Here is a 19,233-nt window from a genome sequence, read left to right on the forward strand (position 1 = left end):
ACATAATGAAAGAGATTCTACTCGAGAGTACCTTCGTGAGCATTGACATAGAAACCACGGGCTTTGATGAGGAAAGTGCGGATATAATAGAGATAGCCTGTGTGAGGGTAGAGGGTGGTGTGATTACAGAAAGGTTCAGTTCTTTAGTAAATCCCGGCTATCTGCTACCAGAAAGGATAGTTAAACTCACGGGTATCACAAACGCTATGATAGTGGGAAAGCCAAGTATTTACGAGGTACTGCCGAGATTTCTCAAGTTTGTAGGAAATAGTATCATAGTAGGCCACAACATAGAAAAAGACATAGCTTTTATAGATAAAGCTTACAGAACCCTTTACGGAAAAAGATTCAAACATCCCCACATATGTACTTTGAACCTTGCGAGGAATATACTTCCCCATATAAAAAAATACTCTCTCAAAGACCTTGCTGATTACTTCAACATAAAGTACAGAAGACTACACAGAGCCCTTGATGATGCGGAAACGACTGCGTATCTTTTTATAGAGCTTTTAAACCTCCTTTGGAATCAGTTGAAAGTAGGCGACTACTTAGAAATAAAGAAAATATCTAAAGCCTGAGTATACCTAATATCTTATTTATCATTCCACCTGTGTAGTCTATTCCTTCTTCTCTCATCTCTTTAGCAAGCTTTTCAAGAATGGACCTCATGTTTGCGTTTACATTTTTTGGAACCTCTATTCTGAAGGTGATCACAAGGTCTCCTCCGGGAAAACCCAAACCTTTAAATCTCTTTGTGGAACCACACTCGGTGCCGGGTTGCACAAACACCTCGTGGTAAGTACCGTCAAGAGCTTTTATCTTAGTGATCCCTCCCAAAACAGCTAAAGGGAAAGAAATAAAAACCTCTGTGTGAAGGTCCTTACCTATCTTTTTAAAAACGGGGTGAGGTTTTAGGCTTACCCTAAGATATAAGTCTCCTGCTTCCCCTCCTCTCTCCCCCATGTGTCCTTTGCCCGGAACTTTTAGTATCTCGCCGTCATCTGTACCCTGAGGAACCTTTACCTTAATAACACTATGCTTGGCTACTCTTCCCCTTCCTCCGCAGGAAGGACACGGATTTTTTACTATGAATCCTCTGCCTTTACATACAGAACAAGGTCTAGGGAAGTTGAATATACCGCTTATTCTCCTACCGGTACCTTCACAGGCATGACACACTACTTTTTCCATTTGCCCCATGTAGCCTTTGCCTTCGCAGGAAGGACAGTCCATCCACCTTTCGTACTCTATCTCTTTTTCACACCCAAAGGCTGCCTCTTCAAGGGAGAGCTCAAGTTTTAGCCTTATATCTGCACCTTTTTTGGGTTTTGGTGCTCTTCTCATACCCTGCCATATGCTCTCTAAAAATTCCTGTATATACTCCATAAAGTCCTTGTACTTTTTCTCATCACCTGTTGTTAGGATGCTATCGTACTGCTTTCTCCTTTCTTGGTCAGAAAGCACATGATAGGCTTCGTTTATCTCTTTGAACTTTTCCTCAGCATCTTCTTCAGAACTAACATCTGGATGGTACTGTCTGGCAAGCCTTCTGTAAGCTCTCTTTATTTCATCAATTGTAGCGTCTCTACTTACTCCCAATATCTGATAGTAATCCTTTATGCGCATTCTTTTTAATTTATTTCACTTTGGAGGTCTGAAGGCTTTGATCTTTTTTTCGTCTGTAGTTATGTAAGGTCCACCTATGAGGTCTATACAGTAAGGCACTGCGGGAAAAACCGCATCTAAACAAACCTTAATGGACTGTGGCTTTCCCGGTAGGTTTATTATTAGAGTTTTACCTCTTATCCCTGCTAATTGTCTTGAGAGTATAGCTGTAGGCACTTGTGCCAAAGACACGCTTCTCATAAGCTCTCCAAAGCCGGGTAAGATCTTTTCACAAACTGCCTGCGTTGCCTCAGGGGTGACATCCCTAGGTGCTGGACCAGTACCTCCAGTAGTGAGTATAAGACAACAGTTCTCCACATCAGACATGTGTATAAGAGCACCTTCTATAATATCCCTTTCATCAGGAACGATCCTGTAGATCACCTCAAAGGGTGAGGTTAAAACTTCGTTAAGGTAATCTATGATGTACTTACCGCTTATATCTTCATACTCGCCTCTACTTGCTCTGTCTGATATGGTAAGCACTCCTATCTTAGCTTTCTCCTGCATGGAAAAGATTATACAAAAATCACTTGAGAAGATCCATCACCTTCTTTATACTTACCCTCATTCTCTCAAAAGCTTCCGCAAGCTTTCCTATCTCGTCATCTGACTTGATGTCAACAGGCTCATCTACATTACCCTTAGCTATTTCTTCCGCCTTTCTTTCTAACTTTTCCACAGGCTTAAAGACTAGTCTGTCAAGGGAAAAGAGTATAAAGAGAGTCAGAGCTAAAAAGAGACCAAAAATGAATAGCCCTCTGTACAGACCCGTTAACTGAGCTTTTAATATGGTTGATTCAAAAGGCACAAATACCATGACAGCGCCCTGAACCTTTCCCACTTCCCAGTTAAGATCGTGCTGAGGTTTGTATAAAGTCTGAATTACTTTTGGCATGTTCTGCACCTGACCGTGGCACCTCAAACAGCTTGCATCTGGCACCACTGCGGATGCATAAACAAAGTACCTCTCCCCTTTGTAGTTTGTTATATCAGAGTACTCTTTATTCCCAGTGTTTCTCATAAAGACTATAATTTTGGCTTCAAGCTCATTGGGTTCGTCCTTAGGGTTTAGAGGATTAAAAGCTACCTGTCTTAGTGCAAAGTTAGGCATCTCTTCGCTCACTTTTTTGAAGATAGATGCAGTGAAAAAGCTCGAAGATTGGGCTTCAAGTATAAAGTCCTCTTTGGAACAACCGCTTGCCAAAATTTCGTCAATTTTAGGTCTTAGTATGCTTCTTACATACTCTCTTGATGCTTTGGTAAAGGTCATGGCAGTTTTTATTTTCTCCTTTGTGGTATCTTTGGCTTGATCCACGGAGTTTTGGTAAGAGTAAAAACCCACCGCTAAACCTGAGGCTATGCCTATAACTAAGATGGGAAGACCTACTTTCCACCTTATACTTTTTGGCAAAGGCAGTTTCATTCCACAACCCTCCTTACTTTTTCTAAAAACCTATTTGCGTGCATACTATCTGGAATCTCTCTATACAGCACATCTATAAGTTTTTTGAGATCTTCCTTCTTCATGCTCCTTTCCGTATAACCTCTGTCCTTCAGTATTTTATTCCAAAGTAGTGGCCCTATGGGTCCTATCTCCTCAATAAAGTGCGTCTTTACAGCATTTACCTTTTCCTCTTCAAGGTATTCTTGTTCTGTACCTTCGTAAAACTCCACCTGTATGGGTGAAGGGGACTCCTTTACATCAAGACTGTAAAGGGAAAAGTTATTTTTAGTACCGGGAGCTATACCATGGCTTGTTGTGTCTATCTGGTCCATGTTATGCAAAAGCTTTAAGAGAGAAGCACCACGATAAAAGAATTCATATAACCTTTCACCACTATAGAGGAATAGATCAAGAAGTGCACTTAATTTTCTGTTACTTATTTCTTTCCTGAAAAGAGTAAGCTCTTCTTCACTGGCAACGGTTCCTTCTCTTTCCTTCTTGAGCGTGCTCATGGAGGATATGATCAGAGGAAGCTCAGGTTCTGTTACATAAACTGCCACATAGCTATCGTCCCTTTGTATCTCTACTTTCTGAAGGTTGCTTGAGGTATAAAGGTTATGGTGGTAAGAGCATATAGGAAGACCTTTTTGGAACATAAGCATAAAGGTGAACCTTTCCCTGTTGCACATGATGAGATATCCGTCTATATGAGACCTCTTTATCTGTTCCATGAGTTTGTATATGTCAATGTGCGAAAGCTTAACACACGCAAGGAACTCCTGACCATAACCTGCAAAGTTGTAAGGGCTTGGTGGTGCGTTATACTGGTGTTTGAATATGAGCAGATTAACCACAGGCACCTGATAGAAGGATACGCTACCTTCTGTGTTTTTGGGTTCGTAGTTTTGTGCTGTTATCTCCCTTCTTGTCCCATCTCTATCTATACTTACACCCCATAAAAAATCTCCTTCTGTATAAAGTAAGTAATCGTCCGAGTTCCAATAAGATATCTTGAAATACCCGGATAGTTTTTTGTGCGCTACTTCCTGCATTAAGTTTTTCAGGTCTACAGTCTCTAAGCTAAGGTCCTTATAAAGAGCTATCTTTTGCATACTTGAACACCAATATGTTCTTAATGGCTTTTACAAAAGTCTCTAATACACCTCTACCTTCTATGGCTACCGCTTCTACAAAGTCCGCATCCCAAGGGTTATACATCATCTGCATCTCTTCTATTGGCATGGCATCTGGAAGGTCTCTTTTGTTGTACTGAACTACCACTGGAAACCTCATGAGGTCTTCTCCTTGCTCTTTCAACACCGCTGCTGTTTCCCTCATCACCAGAAAATTGACCTGTTTTCTTTCTATACTGCTGTCTACTACAAAAACCAGTCCGTCAACACCTTTCATAATGACCTTTCTGAGTGGGTGAAGTCTAAACTGTCCGGGTGTGGTCAAGATCTTCACATCTACATTTACTCCATCTATGTCTATACTGCTTACAAACATCTCTACAAAAAGTGTTCTCTGCTCGTCCGTTTCCATACTCACAAAATCCCCCTTAGCTATGCCCTTATCTTTAAGAATTTCGTATAGCTTTTTCACATTGGTGCTTTTACCTGCTAAGCTTGAACCAAAATAAACAAGCTTTAGCTTCATGCCCCTATGATCCTGTTTAATTTTTCCTCAAGAGTTTTCACATCCACCTTTATCTTTTTGGCAGGTAAGAGTTTTATATTAGAAAAAATTTCCTCAAGCTCTTGAGATGCTTCTCTCAAAAATAGTCTAACGCTTCCTAATGCAACCCCTTTATCCACTAATATGCCTATGAGGAATCTGGGTTTTATAGCTTTTATTATCACATCAACCTTTCTACCTTCAAACTGTAGAAGGTCAAGTTCCTCTATAGAGAGCATTTTGGACATCTCTGAAGCAGCTCCAAATATACCGCTCATGAGGCTTGCTATAAATTCCGACCTATCTTCCGCAGTTTCTTTACCCTTTATGTCTACAATTCTGCCTGCATCATCGCTTAGAACTACTATGTGAGCGGATGTTTTGGAAATAAGATTTTCAAGAATTCTACTGATCTTATTTTTTATACTGTCTTCTATCTCGTACTCTATAAGATCAAGTTCCATAGCTTCCCCCTTTCCATTAAAAGTTTATATCTTTACGCTTGTTTTAGTGTAGATATTTTTTCTCTAAGTTCTGGGTAGAGAGGGAACTCCTCGCACATCTCTATAACTTCTTGCCTTACCTGATTGATTACCTTTTCATCTGTTATGTTCTTTATGACTTTGGATATAAGCTTGGCTATTCTTCTCATTTCATCTTCTCTCATACCTCTGGTAGTCATTGCTGGAGTACCTATTCTTATACCGCTAGTCTTTACTGGAGGTAATGGATCAAAGGGAACTGCGTTTTTATTAACAGTTATGTTAGCTCTACCAAGCGCCTCTTCTACTTCTTTACCCGTAAGGCCTGTATTTCTTAGATCCAAAAGTACTATGTGGCTATCTGTTCCTCCAGAGACCACCTTGAAACCTTCTTTCATAAACTCTTCAGCCATAGCTCTGGCATTGGCTATAACCTGCTTTGCATACTCTTTAAAGTCTTCACTCATAGCTTCTTTGAAGGCTACAGCCTTGGCTGCTATAACATGCATGAGAGGTCCACCCTGAATTCCCGGGAATACTGACTTATCTATGTCTTTTGCGAACTCCTTTTTACAGAGAATAAACCCGCTTCTTGGTCCGCGCAAAGTCTTGTGAGTGGTAGAGGTTATAAAGTGAGCAAAGGGTACCGGATTGGGATACACACCGCCCGCTACTAAGCCTGCATAATGTGCCATATCCACCATAAAGTAAGCACCTACGCTATCCGCTATTTCTCTCATCTTCTCCCAGTCTATAACTCTGGGGTATGCGGATGCACCACCTATGATGAGCTTGGGTTTGTGCTCTTTTGCTATTTTGTACATGCTATCGTAATCTATGGTTTCCGTTTCTGGATGCACACCGTAGTAGACTGCGTTGTATATTTTCCCTGAAAAGTTGACCTTAGCGCCGTGAGTAAGGTGTCCACCGTGTGCTAGATCCATGCCCATTATGGTATCCCCTGGCTTTAACACTGCCATGTAAACCGCCATGTTTGCCTGACTGCCCGAGTGAGGTTGTACATTGGCATGCTCTGCACCAAAAAGTGCCTTTGCTCTTTCTATAGCTAAGTCTTCCACTATGTCCACGAACTCACAACCACCGTAATACCTTTTGTGGGGAAGGCCCTCTGCATACTTATTGGTCATTACAGAACCTTGCGCTTCCATAACCGCAAGAGAAGTAAAGTTTTCTGAAGCGATAAGCTCAAAATGGTAGAACTGTCTTTCGTATTCTTTTACTATAGCCGAATAAACTTCTGGGTCTGTATTAAACAGATGTCTCATTTTTCCTCCGTAAAAAATATTATATAAAAAGTAAACAAGAAGGAAGGCGCTGAAAAAAAGTAGAAGGAAAACCAAGTAAACTCGCAAAAATAGACTTTTCATATCTTAAGTATGTATCCCAATCCCTTCACTGTTTTTATATATCTACCGTGGGGATCTATCTTTTTTCTCAGCCTACTTATCAGTACTTCTATTATTCCCATCCGTATAACTTCTGGGCTATGTAAGTTTTAGACATTACTTTGTTGGAATTCAAAGCAAGGAGCATGAGAAGTTTCAGCTCCATGACTACTTCATAAGAATTAGATTTTTCCTTTACATACTCTTGGGCTATAAGTCCGTTAGAAACCCAGTCAACAAAAAACCTTCCTCTTCTAATCCTTTTTTGAGAAGTCTTCCTAAGGCTTTATCATCTTCTACTAATAAAAGCCTCATAATGTTTTAATTTTAAGCCTTGAATTTCGCAAAGAAAAATGTTATAATTATTAATAAGCTACCTGACAGGTCTTTTTTGTGGCCATGAGGGTAGCACAGGTAGGTCCCCTCATTTACCAAATACCTCCGGAAAAGTACGGGGGCACCGAACTTGTAGTTTATAACATTATAAAAGGTCTCAAAGAAGAGGGTATAGACTGCACACTTTTTGCCTCGGAAGGTTCAAAAGTAGAGGGTCAAGTTATACCCATATGCCCTCCCCTTGGCTGGAAAGATGAACAGAAAATAGCTTACTACGAATATTTGGAAGCTTGCCATGTGCTTTCAAGACAAGAAGAATTTGACATCATACACATCCACTTTTACCCACACAACCCCCAATGGTTTTTTTCACTCCCTCTTTTCAAAAAGCCAGTGATCTTTACTATACACTCTCTATTAGAAGGCTTTTCCAAACTTTATAGAAAGTTTCCTCATTTGGCACATGCACCAATGATATCTATATCCAACAACCAAAGAGAGCCTTTACCTTTTGCTAATTACATAGCAACAGTTTATAACGGTATAGATGTAAAGCTATTTCCCTTCCAAGATAAAAAGGAAGACTTTTTGGTGTTCGTAGGAAGAGCTACTTACGAAAAAGGTGTTGCAGAAGCCATACAGATAGCTAAAATTCTCGGAAAAAAGCTTTATTTGATAGTAAAAGTAGATACACCGCAAGAAGAAGAGTATTTCTCAAAATACATAAAACCCCACATAGATGGCAGAAACATAGTTTTTCTCGGAGAGTTAAGTTTTGAAGAAAAGGTAGAATACTTGAGTAAGGCATCTGCCTTTATATTCCCTATGCAGTGGAGGGAACCCTTTGGCTTAGTTATGATAGAAGCTATGGCTTGTGGAACACCTGTCTTCGTTGCGGACAGAGGCTCCGCAAAAGAAGTGGTTCTTCATGGGAAAACGGGTGTTTTGATAAAAGCAAGGAAAAAACCACGCTTTATGGACGAAGAACTTATACGCTCTTTCGTAAAAGCATACAAAAAGTATGCAGACAAAATAGATCCCAAAGATTGTAGAAGGCATGTTGAAGAAAACTTCACTTATCAAAAAATGGTAAAAGACTATCTACAGGCATATCAAAAAGTCATTGAAAATTGGGAAACAATAAGGCAAAAGATACTCCATAATAGTCCATCTGTAATACTTAACAAACTTTAGTATCCACTTTAAAAAACTTGTAGAGGTAAAGACATGGACTGGATATTTTTTATACTTGGCTTAATGCCTTATCTCTTGGAAATGTACTTTTTGAGGTATGCACTTATGTATAAAAAACCAGAACCAAAAAAACTTATTGATGAGCCTTTTGTGAGCATACATGTACCCATACATAAAGAGCCACCAGATGTAGTAATAAGCACCCTTGAAAGCTTAAAGAAACAAGAGTATAAAAACTACGAGGTGCTCGTTCTTGTCAATAACACACCCGAGAACGCCCTTAGAAAGCCTATAAAGGATTACTGTGAAAAAGAAGGCAGGATTTTTAAGTATCACTATATAGAGACCGCAGGCTACAAAGGAGGAACACTTAACAAAGCCATGAGCTTATCCCATCCCAAAACAGAAATAATAGGAGTGGTTGATAGTGATTATCGTGTATGTTCAGATTTTATAAGAAAAGGTGTCTCTTATTTCAATGACGAGATAGCCATTGTGCAGTTTCCTCAAGATTACAGAGACTTTCCAAAGACACTCTTTTACAAAGCCATGTATCTTTCTTATAGATACTTCTTTGCGGTGATAATGAGGATGTGTCATGTGTTAAGCGCAGTTGCTTTTATGGGAACCGTGGGTTTTATAAGGAAAAAATCCATAAAAGAAACAGGTGAATGGAGCGAACAGATAATAACAGAAGATAGTGAGATGGGTCTTAGGATGAATTTAAAAGGATTTAAAGGTGTATATGTGGATGAGAGTGTGGGAAAAGGTTTGATGCCTTTCACATGGTTTTCTTGTAGAAAACAAAGATTCAGGTGGGCTTATGGGAATGCTCAAACTCTACTAAAGCACTTTACCGCTTTGATTTTTACAAAGAAGCTAAATTTTAAACAAAAAGTAGCCTTCTTCATACAGAACACCGTTTGGCATACACCCCTTATCTATTCTTTGATTTTTACCTATGCAGGTGGATTGCTTAGTTTTTTAGGCGCAGGTTTGTTAACGGGTTTTTTAGTTTCAAGGCTTTATAGCTTCATGTGGATTTTCAGAAAGATAGATGGACTAACCTTTTCTGAATCTGTCTTAGCTTTAGTATTTTACTTCTCACTGTTTTTTCCGATGAGTTATGCACCTATAAGAGTTTTAGTGCCCATTGATATCTCCTTTTATAGGACTCCAAAATCCAGAGAAAGAGAAAAAGCACTTTATATTGGTGAAATTTTATTATTTTTTCTAACATTTGCTGAACTCTTAATATGTATAATTGAAAAAAGATGGATAGGTGTTTATGTTTGTCTTTTATCCATCTTACTCTTTTTATGTTTTCTCTGGGTTTATAAGCAGTCTAAGGTTTCTACCCTCCCATGATCTCCTTTTCTTTTGCTTCTGTCAACTGATTTATCTGTTCTATGTACTTATCAGTAAGTTTTTGAAGTTTTTCTAAACCTCTCTTTATTTCGTCCTCTGATATACCTTCAAGCTCTTCTATAGTCTCTTTTGCATCTTTGCGAATGTTCCTTACCGCTACCCTTGCCTCTTCAGCCATTTTGTGCAAAAGTTTTACTAGTTCTTTTCTCCTTTCCTGAGTAAGAGGTGGTAGGGTTATTCTCAGCGTATTTCCCTGCCTTTGTGGGTTTAGGTTGAGTTCTTCCATTATGGCTTTTTCTATACTGGATACCGCGTTGGCATCCCAAACCTGCACAACTATTTGGTTAGCTTCTGGCACAGATATATTACCTAACTGTTTGAGAGGAACCTTGGAACCGTAATACTCTACCTTTAGCTCTTCCACAAGTGATGTACTTGCCCTTCCTGTTCTTAGTCCTGCTATCTCGTTTTTGAAGTGTTCCACGCTCTTTTTCATGTCCTTTTCCATCTGTTTGAGTATATCTTCTATCTCCTGTAGCATGACTTTACCCCCAAAGACTTCATTTTCGGAACCTTGGGCATTTTTGTTATTATACCACTTTTAAAAAATCCAGCGTTCTTTGGTTCTGTTGATTTTTCATGAAAAATTCATGCTTTGGGTATATAATAAACTTCAGCAATAATAAAGGAGGTAGTAAAATGAGGAAGTCTATACTTCTTTCCTTAGCACTCTTAGGCAGTGTAGCCTTTGCGGAAGAGAGTCCAGAGAAGAGTCTTGATCCGTGTGGTAGCCCCAAGGAAGTTTACAGTAAGTATCTTTTAGACAAGTGTTATAAGGGGTACTTTAATGCTATAATGGAATCAAAGAGGAAGTCAGAAGAGGCTTTAAACAAAGCTAACGAAGCTTTGAATAAGGTAAACGACCTTGAGGGGAGGGTTAACAAGCTTGAAGGTATAGCGGATGATCACGAAAAGAGAATAAGAGCATTGGAGGGTAGAAAAGTAGAAGGAGTCAAAGGTGAATGGCAACTCGAGGAGGTAGGAGCGGTCTACTTTGATTTTGATAAGTTCAACATAAAAAAGTCTCAGGAAAAAAGGCTTGATGAAATAGTGGACAAGATAAAGTCTGATGCCAGAGAGGTGCTCGTAGTGGGTTTTGCAGATACAAGAGGTTCAAGTAAGTACAACTTTGATCTTTCTACACACAGAGCGCAGATGGTAGCATCTTATCTTGCAAAGAAAGGTGTTGACATAGGAAGGATAAGAATCGCATCTTACGGTAAGGAAGTTGCCAAGATGATAAGCCCCAAGTACGCAGAGCAAAGAGTAGTTAGAATCTACTTCATTAAGTGATCTTTTATTCTCCTTATGCCCTCCCTGAGGGCATTTTCTTCCTTTGTATAAGATATCCTTACGAATTTTGTGGTGTTATTCTTACCAAAATCAATACCGGGAGTGAGAGCCACCTTAGCCTCCTTTAGAAGTTCTTTACAGAACATAAAGGAGTTTTCGGTGTATTTACTCACATCTGCCCATATATAGAAAGCTCCCTGAGGTTTTACCGGTATTCGGAAGACATCTTTTAATCCTTCGTAAAGGATGTCCCTTCTTTTTCTAAAGGTTTCTCTTACGCTCTTTAAGTAAGTGTAATCAAAGGCTCCAAGAGCGGAGTACTGGCTTAATGCAGGGGCAGATATAAACACATTTTGTATGACTCTTTCTGCTTTCTGTAGCATATCTTCTGGTAAGATCATCCAACCCAATCTAAAACCGGGCATGCAAAACCATTTAGAGAAACCATTTATAACTATAGCTCTGTCCCAAAATTCAAGAGCGGTGTGCTCCTCCTGCTGGTAAGAAAGTCCGTGATAAACCTCGTCTGATATAAAGTAGATACCTCTTTCTTGGCAGTATCCTACGAGCGTAGAGAGTTCTTCTTTGGTGTATAAGGTTCCAGTGGGGTTATTAGGTGATGATATGTGAAGAGCCTTTATATCTTCATAATCTTTAAGGGCATCTACACTCAGTGTAAACCTACTTTTTTCGTCAACGGGTACAAAAACAGGTGTTATATCAAGAAGATAAGCAAAGTTTTTGTAGCACGGGTAAGATGGGTCTGGTAGGATGATCCTGTCCCCTGCGCTCATAATGATAGCATAAGCAACTAAAAAGGCCCCGGAACTTCCTGGGGTAATTACCACACGGTTAGGGGATACATTTAGCTTATACTTTGTGTAGTAATGCTCTGCTATTTTTTCCCTTAGTTCCCATATACCCAAGCTGGGTGTGTAGAAGTACTTCCTTTCCCTAATGGCTCTCTCAAGGTGGTCAAAAACTGCCGGTGGTGGGTCAAGGTCTGGTTCTCCTATCTCCATATGCACCACATCATCCATACTTATGGCTTCTTTGAATATGTCCATTACCACAAAGGGGCTTATTTTATCCGCTCTTTGCATACTTAGAAGGTAAAATTATACTATGCTTTTTTTTCTTATAGTTTTATTCCCCATCATGGCTCTATCAAAAGTTTTTATTATCTCCAACTATCCCCTTCCCAAAAACAACATAGAAAAGGTCATAAATGAAGATAACTATCTGGACATAGTAGAAGTGATCAAACATATAGAAGGTATAAAAGATGTTTCTATTAAGAAAGAAGGAGAGGACACTTACATATACATAGAAAGATACCCTATCCTCAAAAAGGTCATCATAAAAGGTAATTTATCCCTCTGGAAGGATACCATAATGAGCAGGTTAGGGCTTTACAAAGGTATGCCTGTTAAAGATATCAGCAAAGAGAGCATACAGGAAAGACTCAAAAAGCTTTACAGAGATGAGGGCTTTCTTGATGTAAAGGTAGCTGTAACTTTTGAGACTTCTCAAGACGGATATATTTACCTTTACATAAGTATAGAAGAAGGGGACATTTACTTCACCGGAGGTGGAATTTACGAAGGTGCAACCTTTAAGAGTGATAAGCTCAGCAGAGCTATTCAAATAGTTAAGGGGCGTGTAGCTAAAGAGAGCCAGTTTGAAGAAAAAGTATTTGCTCTGCAAGATTTTTACATGGATGAGGGATACTTGGACAGTTTTGTGTACTTCAAGGGTATAAGGAAAGAAAGAACCAAAGGGCCCTTTTTTAGCGTACTCTTTCCTGTAGATGATAGCATAGAGAAAAAGCCTACTAGGATAGTGGGATCTCTTTTAGAAGGCTTTTCTAACCTTTTTAGACATCCGGTAGGGACGTTCAAAGCTATTTCCGGCAGGGGGCACATAGCCTATCCCATCTTTAACATCATTGAAGGAAATAGGTACAGCATAAACTTTGAAGGAGCAGTTTTTTTTAGTCATGAACAGCTCCTTAACATTTCTGGACTGAAAGAAAAAGGTGTGGATATTTTTTCCCTTGAAGAAGCAAAAGAAAATATAGAGTCTGCATACAGAAAGAAGGGTTTTTTTGATGTAAATGTATCTTACAAAGCTATGGGAAATAGTGTGTTCTTTTATATCAAAGAAGGTCAAAGATACACAGCCTTTTTAGAGGATACGGAATTTCCTTACGACGAAGATAAAATAAGCTCCATCTTAGAAGAAAGGTTAAATAGACTCAAAGAGGAAGGATACACACTTGCAGAAGGCTCTTTTAGTCTAAATTTGGACAAAGAAAAAAAGGAAGCTTATGTGAAGCTTGTTATAAACAAAGGTAAAAGGCAGATCCTGAGAAAGATCCTTTATCAAGGCGATGATAAAAAACTCGCAAAAATTTTCAGACAGTATAATGACATACTGCCAGCCATATACGACACCCACATTATAGAAAAACTGAACCTTGATATAAAGAAATACTTACAGGAAATGGGCTACATGGAGGGGGACTTTGATACTAATGTATCCATTGACGAATCTGTGGACAGTGTTTATTACACCTACACCTACACAGTAAGTAAAGGACCAAGGTACAGGTTGGGGCAGGACATATATTACGGCTATTTACACACAAGTCCTAAGGAGCTTGCTTACATGACCGTAAAAGATGAGTTTTACTCTGAAAAAGACACAGATAGAACAATCAACAACTTCATATCCAGCGACTTATTCAGTGGTGTAAAAATAGACACTTTTCTTGACAGAGGGGCAAAAAAGGTCCATAGACTCATACAGTTAGCGGAAGATAAAAGGGGTATCTACGACATATCTTTGGGTTATAACACACAAGAGAAGGTGGTTTTAGACACCTTCTTAGGATGGAAAAATCTGTTGGGAATAGGTTTAAACACAAATTTTCGCTACAGAAGAACTGGTAAAAGAGAACTCTACAGCTTGGATATATCTGACAACTTTTTATTTACAAGAAAGCTTTGGTTAAGAACTTCCCTTTTTAACAATTATGAAGAACACCTTAACTACACCCTTACATCAAAGGGTATAAGCTCAAGCGTTGGATACAGGATAACGGATAATACATCTGTAGGTATCACACTATCAAGGACTACAAATTCCGCTTTGGGTGAAGTGGTAGACTTGTACAAGTACGGAGTATTTTTACTAAGAGAGTACAAGGACAACCTATTCTCACCAAAAAGGGTACACTACGACAGTATAACTCTAAGTAGGGCGGTAGGTGATAGAGAGTATACAAAGTTTGAGCTTTCAACCTTTTATCTGATACCACTAAGAAGAGGTATAAACCTTAGCTTTAAAGTTGCAGGAGGATATGTGGGAAAATCAGCACCCGTTTTTGATAGGTTCTTTCTGGGAGGATTAAGAGATCTTAGGGGCTACAGTTTTGAAAGTGTTGGACAACCCAGTGGTGGAAGGTACTATACCTTTGGAAGGTTAGAGCTTGAATTTCCTATAAAGAGTCCTCTTGTGGTTATAGCTTTTGCAGATGTGGGAAATGTGGGAGACAAACTTTCCCATGCTATAAGAAACCCCAAGAAAGATGTTGGCGCGTCTGTGGGTATAAAGACACCTGTAGGACCCATCAGGTTTGATGTAGCCTTTCCTCTTGAAAGAGACATACCCAAAAGGCTTAGACTGTATCTATCTGTGGGATATTATTACTGATAAGCTGTCTTAGGTAAGCTATTAGCTCGTCTCTTAGGTCTTCCCTTTGGAGTGCAAAATCAAGAACAGTTTGTATGTATCCAATAGGTGTTCCTGTATCGTAAACCCGCGCATCTATCTTTATGGCATAAACAGCTTCGTCCTCAAGAAGTAGCCTTATGGCGTCTGTTAGTTGTATCTCACCACCTTTTCCAGGGGGCGTGATCTTGAGCTTTTCAAATATTCTTGGAGTGAACAAGTATCTGCCTACTATGGCAAGGTTTGAAGGTGCTTCCTGTTGTTTTGGCTTTTCCACAAGGTCATCTATAATGTATATATCCTTTTCTATGTGCCTCCCGTTTACTATACCGTACTTGGAGATGTCCTTTGTATCTACTTCAAAAACAGCTATTACGCTCTTACCAAAGCGATTGTATACTTCTATCATCTTCTCCAATACATTCCTTTCGTCCTTAACTATAATGTCTCCCAAAGCGACTACGAAAGGTTCATAACCTACTACCGGTTCCGCGACTAAAACCGCATGACCCAAACCCAACTGTTCCTTCTGTCTTATGTATATAGGGTTTATTAACCTGCTTATTTCCATTATACTCTTTAAAAGTTCAGTTTTTCCACACTGTTCCAAATGCTTTTCCAAATCCGTGTTTATGTCAAAGTGGTGTTCTATTGGTCTTTTGTGTCTTCCTGTTACAAAGATTACATTCTCAATGTTTGCAGACAGGCACTCTTCAACAATAAACTGTATCACTGGCTTGTCTATTATGGGAAACATCTCCTTGGGCATCGCTTTGGTAGCCGGTAAGAATCTCGTTCCCCATCCTGCTACTGGAAGAACTGCTTTTCTCACTTGCATTTTACTATACCCCCTAAAATTAATATAATACATACTTCAAATTGAGCATATAATAAAGAGTTATGGAGGAAAAATTTAAAGAATCAGAAGAGGTAAGAAAACCAGAGGTAGTAGAAGAGAGCATATGGGTAGCGGGAGAGGCGGTAAAGAAAGCTCCAAAAATGTACGGTGTACCTACAGGCGTAGAAGGACTTGATGAACTTTTCTTTACCGCAGAAGTTCAGGGAGGTAAAGTAATAAAAAAACCCTTAGGTGGCATACCGGCGTATTCAGTTACGAACATAACGGGCGTTTCTGACACGGGTAAAACTCTTATAGCGGAACAGTACACTATAACTCAAGCAAAAAGAAACGAACCTGTGGCTTTTATAACTGTTGAGGCACCTGCGCCCTTTGTGAGTGTTGGGTTGCGTGAAAGGGCAAAGGCCATGGGTGTGGATTTTGAAAGTGTGCAGGATAGAATAATTCTTATAGATGCGGCAAGCCACGCAAAGTTAAGAGAAAACATCCCAGACTTACTTGCTACCTTAGCGTATGCCATAAAAACATATAAGGTAAGACATGTAGTGATAGACTCGGTTACGGGTTTGTATGAAGCAAAAGAGATGATGGCAAGGGTGATAGTAAGACAACTTTTTAACTTCATGAAAAAGTGGTATCAGACAGCTATATTTATATCACAAAAGAGGAGTGGACACGAGGAACTGACTGCGGAGGCGGCTGGTGGTTATGCGGTAAGCCACATAGTGGACTGTTCTATGGTGCTTTCTAAGGAACTGATCCTTACTCAGGCACAGTCAAAGATATACAAAAAACCTGTAGGAGAAATAGTCAGGCTTTTCCGGATAGATGGTTGTAGGCTTTGCGGACACGATACGAGCACACACTTTATGGAGATAACAGAGCTGGGTCTTGTGAAAATAGGTCCTGTCCTTTCTGCGGGATGATGTATCGCGTAAAAGCTTGTGGGATAACCCATAGAGGAAATATAAGAGAAAAAAATGAGGATGCTTTGCTTATAAACGACAAACTCATTCAGGAAGAAATGATGAGCTTCCCCTTATGCGTAGAGGAAGAAAAGGATTACTTTCTGTTTGCGGTTGCAGATGGATTGGGGGGGCACGCGTGCGGTGAAAGGGCAAGCCTCATGGTTCTCAAGACTCTTATGGAGGAAAAACCCAACTCTGCAGAAAGTATTAACATGGCTTTGCATAAAGCAAGAGATAACCTTGAAGCCTTTGCAAAACAAAATCCTGATTATTACGGTCTTGGTTCTGCGTTGGCCGGTCTTGTCCTTACTCAGAAGGATACCATAGTGTTCAATGTGGGAGACTGCAGAGTTTACGGCATAAAGGACAATAAGGTGGAAAAGCTTACTCAAGATCACACGGAAGTAGAAAGATTAGTCAAGCTTGGCTATATTACGGAGAATCAAGCCAAACAACATCCCCACAGGCATATGCTTACTTCTGCACTTATCGGTTCTTCTTCCTTTAGGGAGTTTGAGGTTTTTATAAAGAGCATAAAAAATTACAAAAGTTTTCTCATATGCTCTGATGGACTTTGGGAGCTTGTGGAAGATTACGAACTGGCATTACCGCCTTCTGAGCTAATGAGTGTGGCCCTTTCAAGAACCGCCACGGACAACATAACTCTAATAAGGGTTGATATTCTATGAAAAGGCTTTTATTAATACCGCTTCTTTTTGTTATGAGCTGTGCAAAGGCTATTGATTTTGGCTCGCTTATTCTTCCGGAAGAGGAAGAGCTGCGCATAGGAAAAAGCTACATCCCTTATGCCATAGAAGAGAGCGACGGTCTATATCCGGACAAAAGAGTACAAGAATATGTCAAAAGCGTTGGCATGAGCATAGCCAAACACACGCCCAGAAGGCTGCCCTATGAGTTTTTTGTGGTGAATTCGGACACAGTTAACGCCTTTGCTCTTCCGGGAGGACCTGTATTTATCACGAGGGGACTTTTGCTCAAGCTAAATAACGAGAGTGAGCTTGCAGGAGTGTTGGGACACGAGCTTGGACACATAAACGCGAGGCATCATGCAAAGTTTTTAGAAAAGATGTACGCTATAAACCTGCTCTATAACATAAGTTCTGTTCTTTTGGCTGATAAGCCTTACGCTCAGGCACTTTTGCAGTTTGGTCAAGTGGGAGGTCAGCTTTTGGCTCTTAAGTTTAGCAGAGATCAGGAAAGACAAGCAGATGAACTTGGGGTTGTGTATGTGCTAAAAGCTGGGTATGACCCAAGAGGACTGTTGGGTGTTTTTGAAACTTTCAAGAATATGGAAAGGACAAATGTTCCCGAATGGCTCCAAACACATCCCCTTCCTCAAAGTAGAATAGAGGATGTCCAAAGAGAGATAGAAAACATAAAGCCCTCAGGAAGCCTCATATACGATACAGACGAGTTTCAAAACATTAAAAAGCTTTTGAAACAAACAGAGAATTCTTACAGAGAGTTTTACGCAGGCAAAAAAGCTTATCAGCAGAAGAATTACTCCATCGCCCTTTCTCACTTCATGAGAGCAGTAGAACTTTACCATGATAACTACGAAGCGCGCCTTTACATAGCTTATATACTTGCAAAGGAAGGCAATATATCACAAGCACTTAGACAAGTTCAGACTGCTTACTCTATAGTGCCTGAAGTTTTCTCTACAAACTATGTTTATGGTTTTGTGCTTTTCAAGATGGGAAGATACTCAGAATCCGTACAAAGACTTGAGAGGGCCAAAAAGTTTATACCTGATCATGCAGACACTTACTATTACCTTGGTAGGGATTACGAAGCCTTAGGAGACATTTCAAAAGCAGTATACCACTACAAGACTGCTTTGGAGCTGTCCCAAGGTAAAGCAGAATGGTCAAAAGATGCTCAAGAAAGGCTCAGAAGATTACAAAACATGTGATAGAATTTTAAGATGATCTAGATCACAGGAGGTGCGCAATGACCGCCAAGCTGATCTTTAACACTCAGGATCACAAAGTAGCCTTCTACGAAGAACTTACACCAGCAAGTGCGGTGCAGGCAAATCAGTACCTTATAATCCACAAAGGTGAGGGCATGCTATTGGATCCCGGAGGACACAAGGTATTCCCTAAGCTCCTCTCGGACATATCCATACTTATACCTACAGGAAACATAAAGTACATACTCCTGTCTCACCAAGACCCTGACATAGTGGCTTCTATAAATGGCTGGCTTATGACAACAAAAGCTTATGCGTACATATCCAAGCTTTGGACAAGATTTCTACCTCACTTTGGTCTTGACTCTCAACTGGAGGAAAGGGTTATTCCTATAGATGACAGTGGTACCAAGCTGAACCTAAACGGCTGTGAACTTCTAATATTGCCAGCTCACTTTCTGCACTCTCCGGGTAATTTTCAGGTATACGACCCATGTTCAAAGATCCTATTTTCCGGAGACTTAGGGGCTTCTTTGGGACAGGATTACTTTTTTGTGGAGGATTTTGAGACGCACATAAAGTATATGGAAGGATTTCACAAAAGGTATATGGCAAGTGGAAAGATCCTAAGGTTCTGGGTGAATATGGTAAGACAGCTTGATGTTGAGATGATAGCTCCTCAGCATGGAGCTATATTTAAAGGAAGAGAGATGGTGGGCAGGTTTCTTGAATGGCTTGAAAACCTTGAGGTGGGTGTTGATCTTATGACGCAAGATAAGTACAAATTACCCGTGTGAGTGAACT

The 19,233-nt window shown here is 39.9% G+C and carries 20 protein-coding genes; 9 read left to right on the top strand and 11 right to left on the bottom strand.

The window, feature by feature from the left end; genetic code table 11:
* Positions 1-5 precede the first annotated feature (5 nt).
* On the top strand, positions 6-581 hold the full coding sequence (locus CP948_RS03275) for a 3'-5' exonuclease (protein WP_096601066.1): 576 nt from the start codon (positions 6-8) through the stop codon (positions 579-581).
* Here CP948_RS03275 and CP948_RS03280 read toward each other — a convergent pair.
* The 8 genes from CP948_RS03280 to CP948_RS08975 all read right to left on the bottom strand — a co-directional run bounded on the left by CP948_RS03280 (position 571) and on the right by CP948_RS08975 (position 6,763).
* Complete coding sequence (locus CP948_RS03280; RefSeq protein ID WP_096601068.1) at positions 571-1,629, bottom strand: DnaJ C-terminal domain-containing protein; 1,059 nt, start codon at positions 1,627-1,629, stop codon at positions 571-573. The genes CP948_RS03275 and CP948_RS03280 overlap by 11 nt on opposite strands.
* A 15-nt stretch (positions 1,630-1,644) precedes the next feature.
* Complete coding sequence (gene mog / locus CP948_RS03285) at positions 1,645-2,178, bottom strand: molybdopterin adenylyltransferase (RefSeq protein WP_096601070.1); 534 nt, start codon at positions 2,176-2,178, stop codon at positions 1,645-1,647.
* Positions 2,179-2,197: 19 nt separating this feature from the next.
* Positions 2,198-3,094 carry a c-type heme family protein gene (locus CP948_RS03290; RefSeq protein ID WP_096601072.1) on the bottom strand — a complete coding sequence of 299 codons (897 nt, stop codon included), beginning with the start codon at positions 3,092-3,094 and terminating at the stop codon, positions 2,198-2,200.
* Positions 3,091-4,227 (bottom strand): DUF8082 domain-containing protein, encoded by a 1,137-nt coding sequence (locus tag CP948_RS03295; protein WP_096601074.1) that lies wholly within the window; start codon positions 4,225-4,227, stop codon positions 3,091-3,093. The genes CP948_RS03290 and CP948_RS03295 overlap by 4 nt, the downstream gene beginning before the upstream one ends.
* Complete coding sequence (locus CP948_RS03300; RefSeq protein ID WP_096601076.1) at positions 4,205-4,774, bottom strand: GTP-binding protein; 570 nt, start codon at positions 4,772-4,774, stop codon at positions 4,205-4,207. The genes CP948_RS03295 and CP948_RS03300 overlap by 23 nt, the downstream gene beginning before the upstream one ends.
* Entirely contained in the window at positions 4,771-5,256 is a 486-nt protein-coding gene (locus CP948_RS03305; protein WP_096601078.1) for a roadblock/LC7 domain-containing protein, read from the bottom strand. The genes CP948_RS03300 and CP948_RS03305 overlap by 4 nt, the downstream gene beginning before the upstream one ends.
* 32 nt (positions 5,257-5,288) lie before the next feature.
* Positions 5,289-6,560, bottom strand: a complete 1,272-nt coding sequence (glyA, locus tag CP948_RS03310) for a serine hydroxymethyltransferase (RefSeq protein ID WP_096601285.1) — start codon at positions 6,558-6,560, stop codon at positions 5,289-5,291.
* A 98-nt stretch (positions 6,561-6,658) separates the two neighbouring features.
* Positions 6,659-6,763, bottom strand: a complete 105-nt coding sequence (locus CP948_RS08975; RefSeq protein ID WP_101495083.1) for a winged helix-turn-helix domain-containing protein — start codon at positions 6,761-6,763, stop codon at positions 6,659-6,661.
* A gap of 316 nt (positions 6,764-7,079) precedes the next feature.
* Between CP948_RS08975 and CP948_RS03320 the strand changes: the two genes are divergently transcribed.
* Together CP948_RS03320 and CP948_RS03325 are read left to right on the top strand one after the other, a co-directional pair.
* Entirely contained in the window at positions 7,080-8,210 is a 1,131-nt protein-coding gene (locus CP948_RS03320; RefSeq protein ID WP_096601080.1) for a glycosyltransferase family 4 protein, read from the top strand.
* A gap of 33 nt (positions 8,211-8,243) precedes the next feature.
* Positions 8,244-9,578 (top strand): glycosyltransferase family 2 protein, encoded by a 1,335-nt coding sequence (locus CP948_RS03325; RefSeq protein ID WP_096601082.1) that lies wholly within the window; start codon positions 8,244-8,246, stop codon positions 9,576-9,578.
* Here the strand turns inward: CP948_RS03325 and frr are convergent.
* A complete protein-coding gene (frr, locus tag CP948_RS03330) occupies positions 9,565-10,119 on the bottom strand; it encodes a ribosome recycling factor (RefSeq protein ID WP_096601084.1) in 555 nt (184 codons plus the stop codon). The genes CP948_RS03325 and frr overlap by 14 nt on opposite strands.
* Before the next feature lie 158 nt (positions 10,120-10,277).
* Between frr and CP948_RS03335 the strand changes: the two genes are divergently transcribed.
* Positions 10,278-10,931 carry an OmpA family protein gene (locus CP948_RS03335; RefSeq protein WP_096601086.1) on the top strand — a complete coding sequence of 218 codons (654 nt, stop codon included), beginning with the start codon at positions 10,278-10,280 and terminating at the stop codon, positions 10,929-10,931.
* Here CP948_RS03335 and CP948_RS03340 read toward each other — a convergent pair.
* Positions 10,916-12,034, bottom strand: a complete 1,119-nt coding sequence (locus tag CP948_RS03340; protein WP_096601088.1) for a pyridoxal phosphate-dependent aminotransferase — start codon at positions 12,032-12,034, stop codon at positions 10,916-10,918. The two genes, CP948_RS03335 and CP948_RS03340, sit on opposite strands and share 16 nt — an antisense overlap.
* Before the next feature lie 22 nt (positions 12,035-12,056).
* On the opposite strand from CP948_RS03340, the gene CP948_RS03345 reads away from it, so the two are divergent.
* Entirely contained in the window at positions 12,057-14,648 is a 2,592-nt protein-coding gene (locus CP948_RS03345; protein WP_096601090.1) for a BamA/OMP85 family outer membrane protein, read from the top strand.
* Here CP948_RS03345 and galU read toward each other — a convergent pair.
* Positions 14,614-15,504, bottom strand: coding sequence for a UTP--glucose-1-phosphate uridylyltransferase GalU (gene galU, locus CP948_RS03350; RefSeq protein ID WP_096601092.1), 891 nt, complete (start codon positions 15,502-15,504; stop codon positions 14,614-14,616). The genes CP948_RS03345 and galU overlap by 35 nt on opposite strands.
* A 62-nt stretch (positions 15,505-15,566) precedes the next feature.
* Between galU and CP948_RS03355 the strand changes: the two genes are divergently transcribed.
* Genes CP948_RS03355 through CP948_RS03370 form a run of 4 tightly spaced genes read left to right on the top strand, consistent with a single transcriptional unit; the run spans position 15,567 to position 19,226 of the window.
* Positions 15,567-16,451, top strand: a complete 885-nt coding sequence (locus CP948_RS03355; protein WP_096601094.1) for a KaiC domain-containing protein — start codon at positions 15,567-15,569, stop codon at positions 16,449-16,451.
* Positions 16,451-17,182: a PP2C family protein-serine/threonine phosphatase gene (locus CP948_RS03360; RefSeq protein WP_096601096.1), complete on the top strand. Its 732-nt coding sequence runs from the start codon at positions 16,451-16,453 to the stop codon at positions 17,180-17,182. Before CP948_RS03355 ends, CP948_RS03360 begins: the two co-directional genes overlap by 1 nt.
* Positions 17,179-18,429 carry a beta-barrel assembly-enhancing protease gene (locus CP948_RS03365; RefSeq protein WP_096601098.1) on the top strand — a complete coding sequence of 417 codons (1,251 nt, stop codon included), beginning with the start codon at positions 17,179-17,181 and terminating at the stop codon, positions 18,427-18,429. The genes CP948_RS03360 and CP948_RS03365 overlap by 4 nt, the downstream gene beginning before the upstream one ends.
* A 38-nt stretch (positions 18,430-18,467) precedes the next feature.
* A complete protein-coding gene (locus CP948_RS03370) occupies positions 18,468-19,226 on the top strand; it encodes an oxygen-binding di-iron domain-containing protein (RefSeq protein WP_096601100.1) in 759 nt (252 codons plus the stop codon).
* Positions 19,227-19,233 lie beyond the last annotated feature (7 nt).

The sequence above is a fragment of the Hydrogenobacter hydrogenophilus genome (genome assembly GCF_900215655.1).
In the GTDB taxonomy this organism is placed as follows: domain Bacteria; phylum Aquificota; class Aquificia; order Aquificales; family Aquificaceae; genus Hydrogenobacter; species Hydrogenobacter hydrogenophilus.

Excerpts from the sequence above, each read along its gene's own strand:
- CP948_RS03275 (WP_096601066.1), top strand. The coding sequence starts at position 6 with ATGAAAGAGATTCTACTCGAGAGTACCTTCGTGAGCATTGACATAGAA.
- CP948_RS03280 (WP_096601068.1), bottom strand. The coding sequence starts at position 1,629 with ATGCGCATAAAGGATTACTATCAGATATTGGGAGTAAGTAGAGACGCT.
- mog (WP_096601070.1), bottom strand. The coding sequence starts at position 2,178 with ATGCAGGAGAAAGCTAAGATAGGAGTGCTTACCATATCAGACAGAGCA.
- CP948_RS03290 (WP_096601072.1), bottom strand. The coding sequence starts at position 3,094 with ATGAAACTGCCTTTGCCAAAAAGTATAAGGTGGAAAGTAGGTCTTCCC.
- CP948_RS03295 (WP_096601074.1), bottom strand. The coding sequence starts at position 4,227 with ATGCAAAAGATAGCTCTTTATAAGGACCTTAGCTTAGAGACTGTAGAC.
- CP948_RS03300 (WP_096601076.1), bottom strand. The coding sequence starts at position 4,774 with ATGAAGCTAAAGCTTGTTTATTTTGGTTCAAGCTTAGCAGGTAAAAGC.
- CP948_RS03305 (WP_096601078.1), bottom strand. The coding sequence starts at position 5,256 with ATGGAACTTGATCTTATAGAGTACGAGATAGAAGACAGTATAAAAAAT.
- glyA (WP_096601285.1), bottom strand. The coding sequence starts at position 6,560 with ATGAGACATCTGTTTAATACAGACCCAGAAGTTTATTCGGCTATAGTA.
- CP948_RS08975 (WP_101495083.1), bottom strand. The coding sequence starts at position 6,763 with ATGGGAATAATAGAAGTACTGATAAGTAGGCTGAGAAAAAAGATAGAT.
- CP948_RS03320 (WP_096601080.1), top strand. The coding sequence starts at position 7,080 with ATGAGGGTAGCACAGGTAGGTCCCCTCATTTACCAAATACCTCCGGAA.
- CP948_RS03325 (WP_096601082.1), top strand. The coding sequence starts at position 8,244 with ATGGACTGGATATTTTTTATACTTGGCTTAATGCCTTATCTCTTGGAA.
- frr (WP_096601084.1), bottom strand. The coding sequence starts at position 10,119 with ATGCTACAGGAGATAGAAGATATACTCAAACAGATGGAAAAGGACATG.
- CP948_RS03335 (WP_096601086.1), top strand. The coding sequence starts at position 10,278 with ATGAGGAAGTCTATACTTCTTTCCTTAGCACTCTTAGGCAGTGTAGCC.
- CP948_RS03340 (WP_096601088.1), bottom strand. The coding sequence starts at position 12,034 with ATGCAAAGAGCGGATAAAATAAGCCCCTTTGTGGTAATGGACATATTC.
- CP948_RS03345 (WP_096601090.1), top strand. The coding sequence starts at position 12,057 with ATGCTTTTTTTTCTTATAGTTTTATTCCCCATCATGGCTCTATCAAAA.
- galU (WP_096601092.1), bottom strand. The coding sequence starts at position 15,504 with ATGCAAGTGAGAAAAGCAGTTCTTCCAGTAGCAGGATGGGGAACGAGA.
- CP948_RS03355 (WP_096601094.1), top strand. The coding sequence starts at position 15,567 with ATGGAGGAAAAATTTAAAGAATCAGAAGAGGTAAGAAAACCAGAGGTA.
- CP948_RS03360 (WP_096601096.1), top strand. The coding sequence starts at position 16,451 with ATGTATCGCGTAAAAGCTTGTGGGATAACCCATAGAGGAAATATAAGA.
- CP948_RS03365 (WP_096601098.1), top strand. The coding sequence starts at position 17,179 with ATGAAAAGGCTTTTATTAATACCGCTTCTTTTTGTTATGAGCTGTGCA.
- CP948_RS03370 (WP_096601100.1), top strand. The coding sequence starts at position 18,468 with ATGACCGCCAAGCTGATCTTTAACACTCAGGATCACAAAGTAGCCTTC.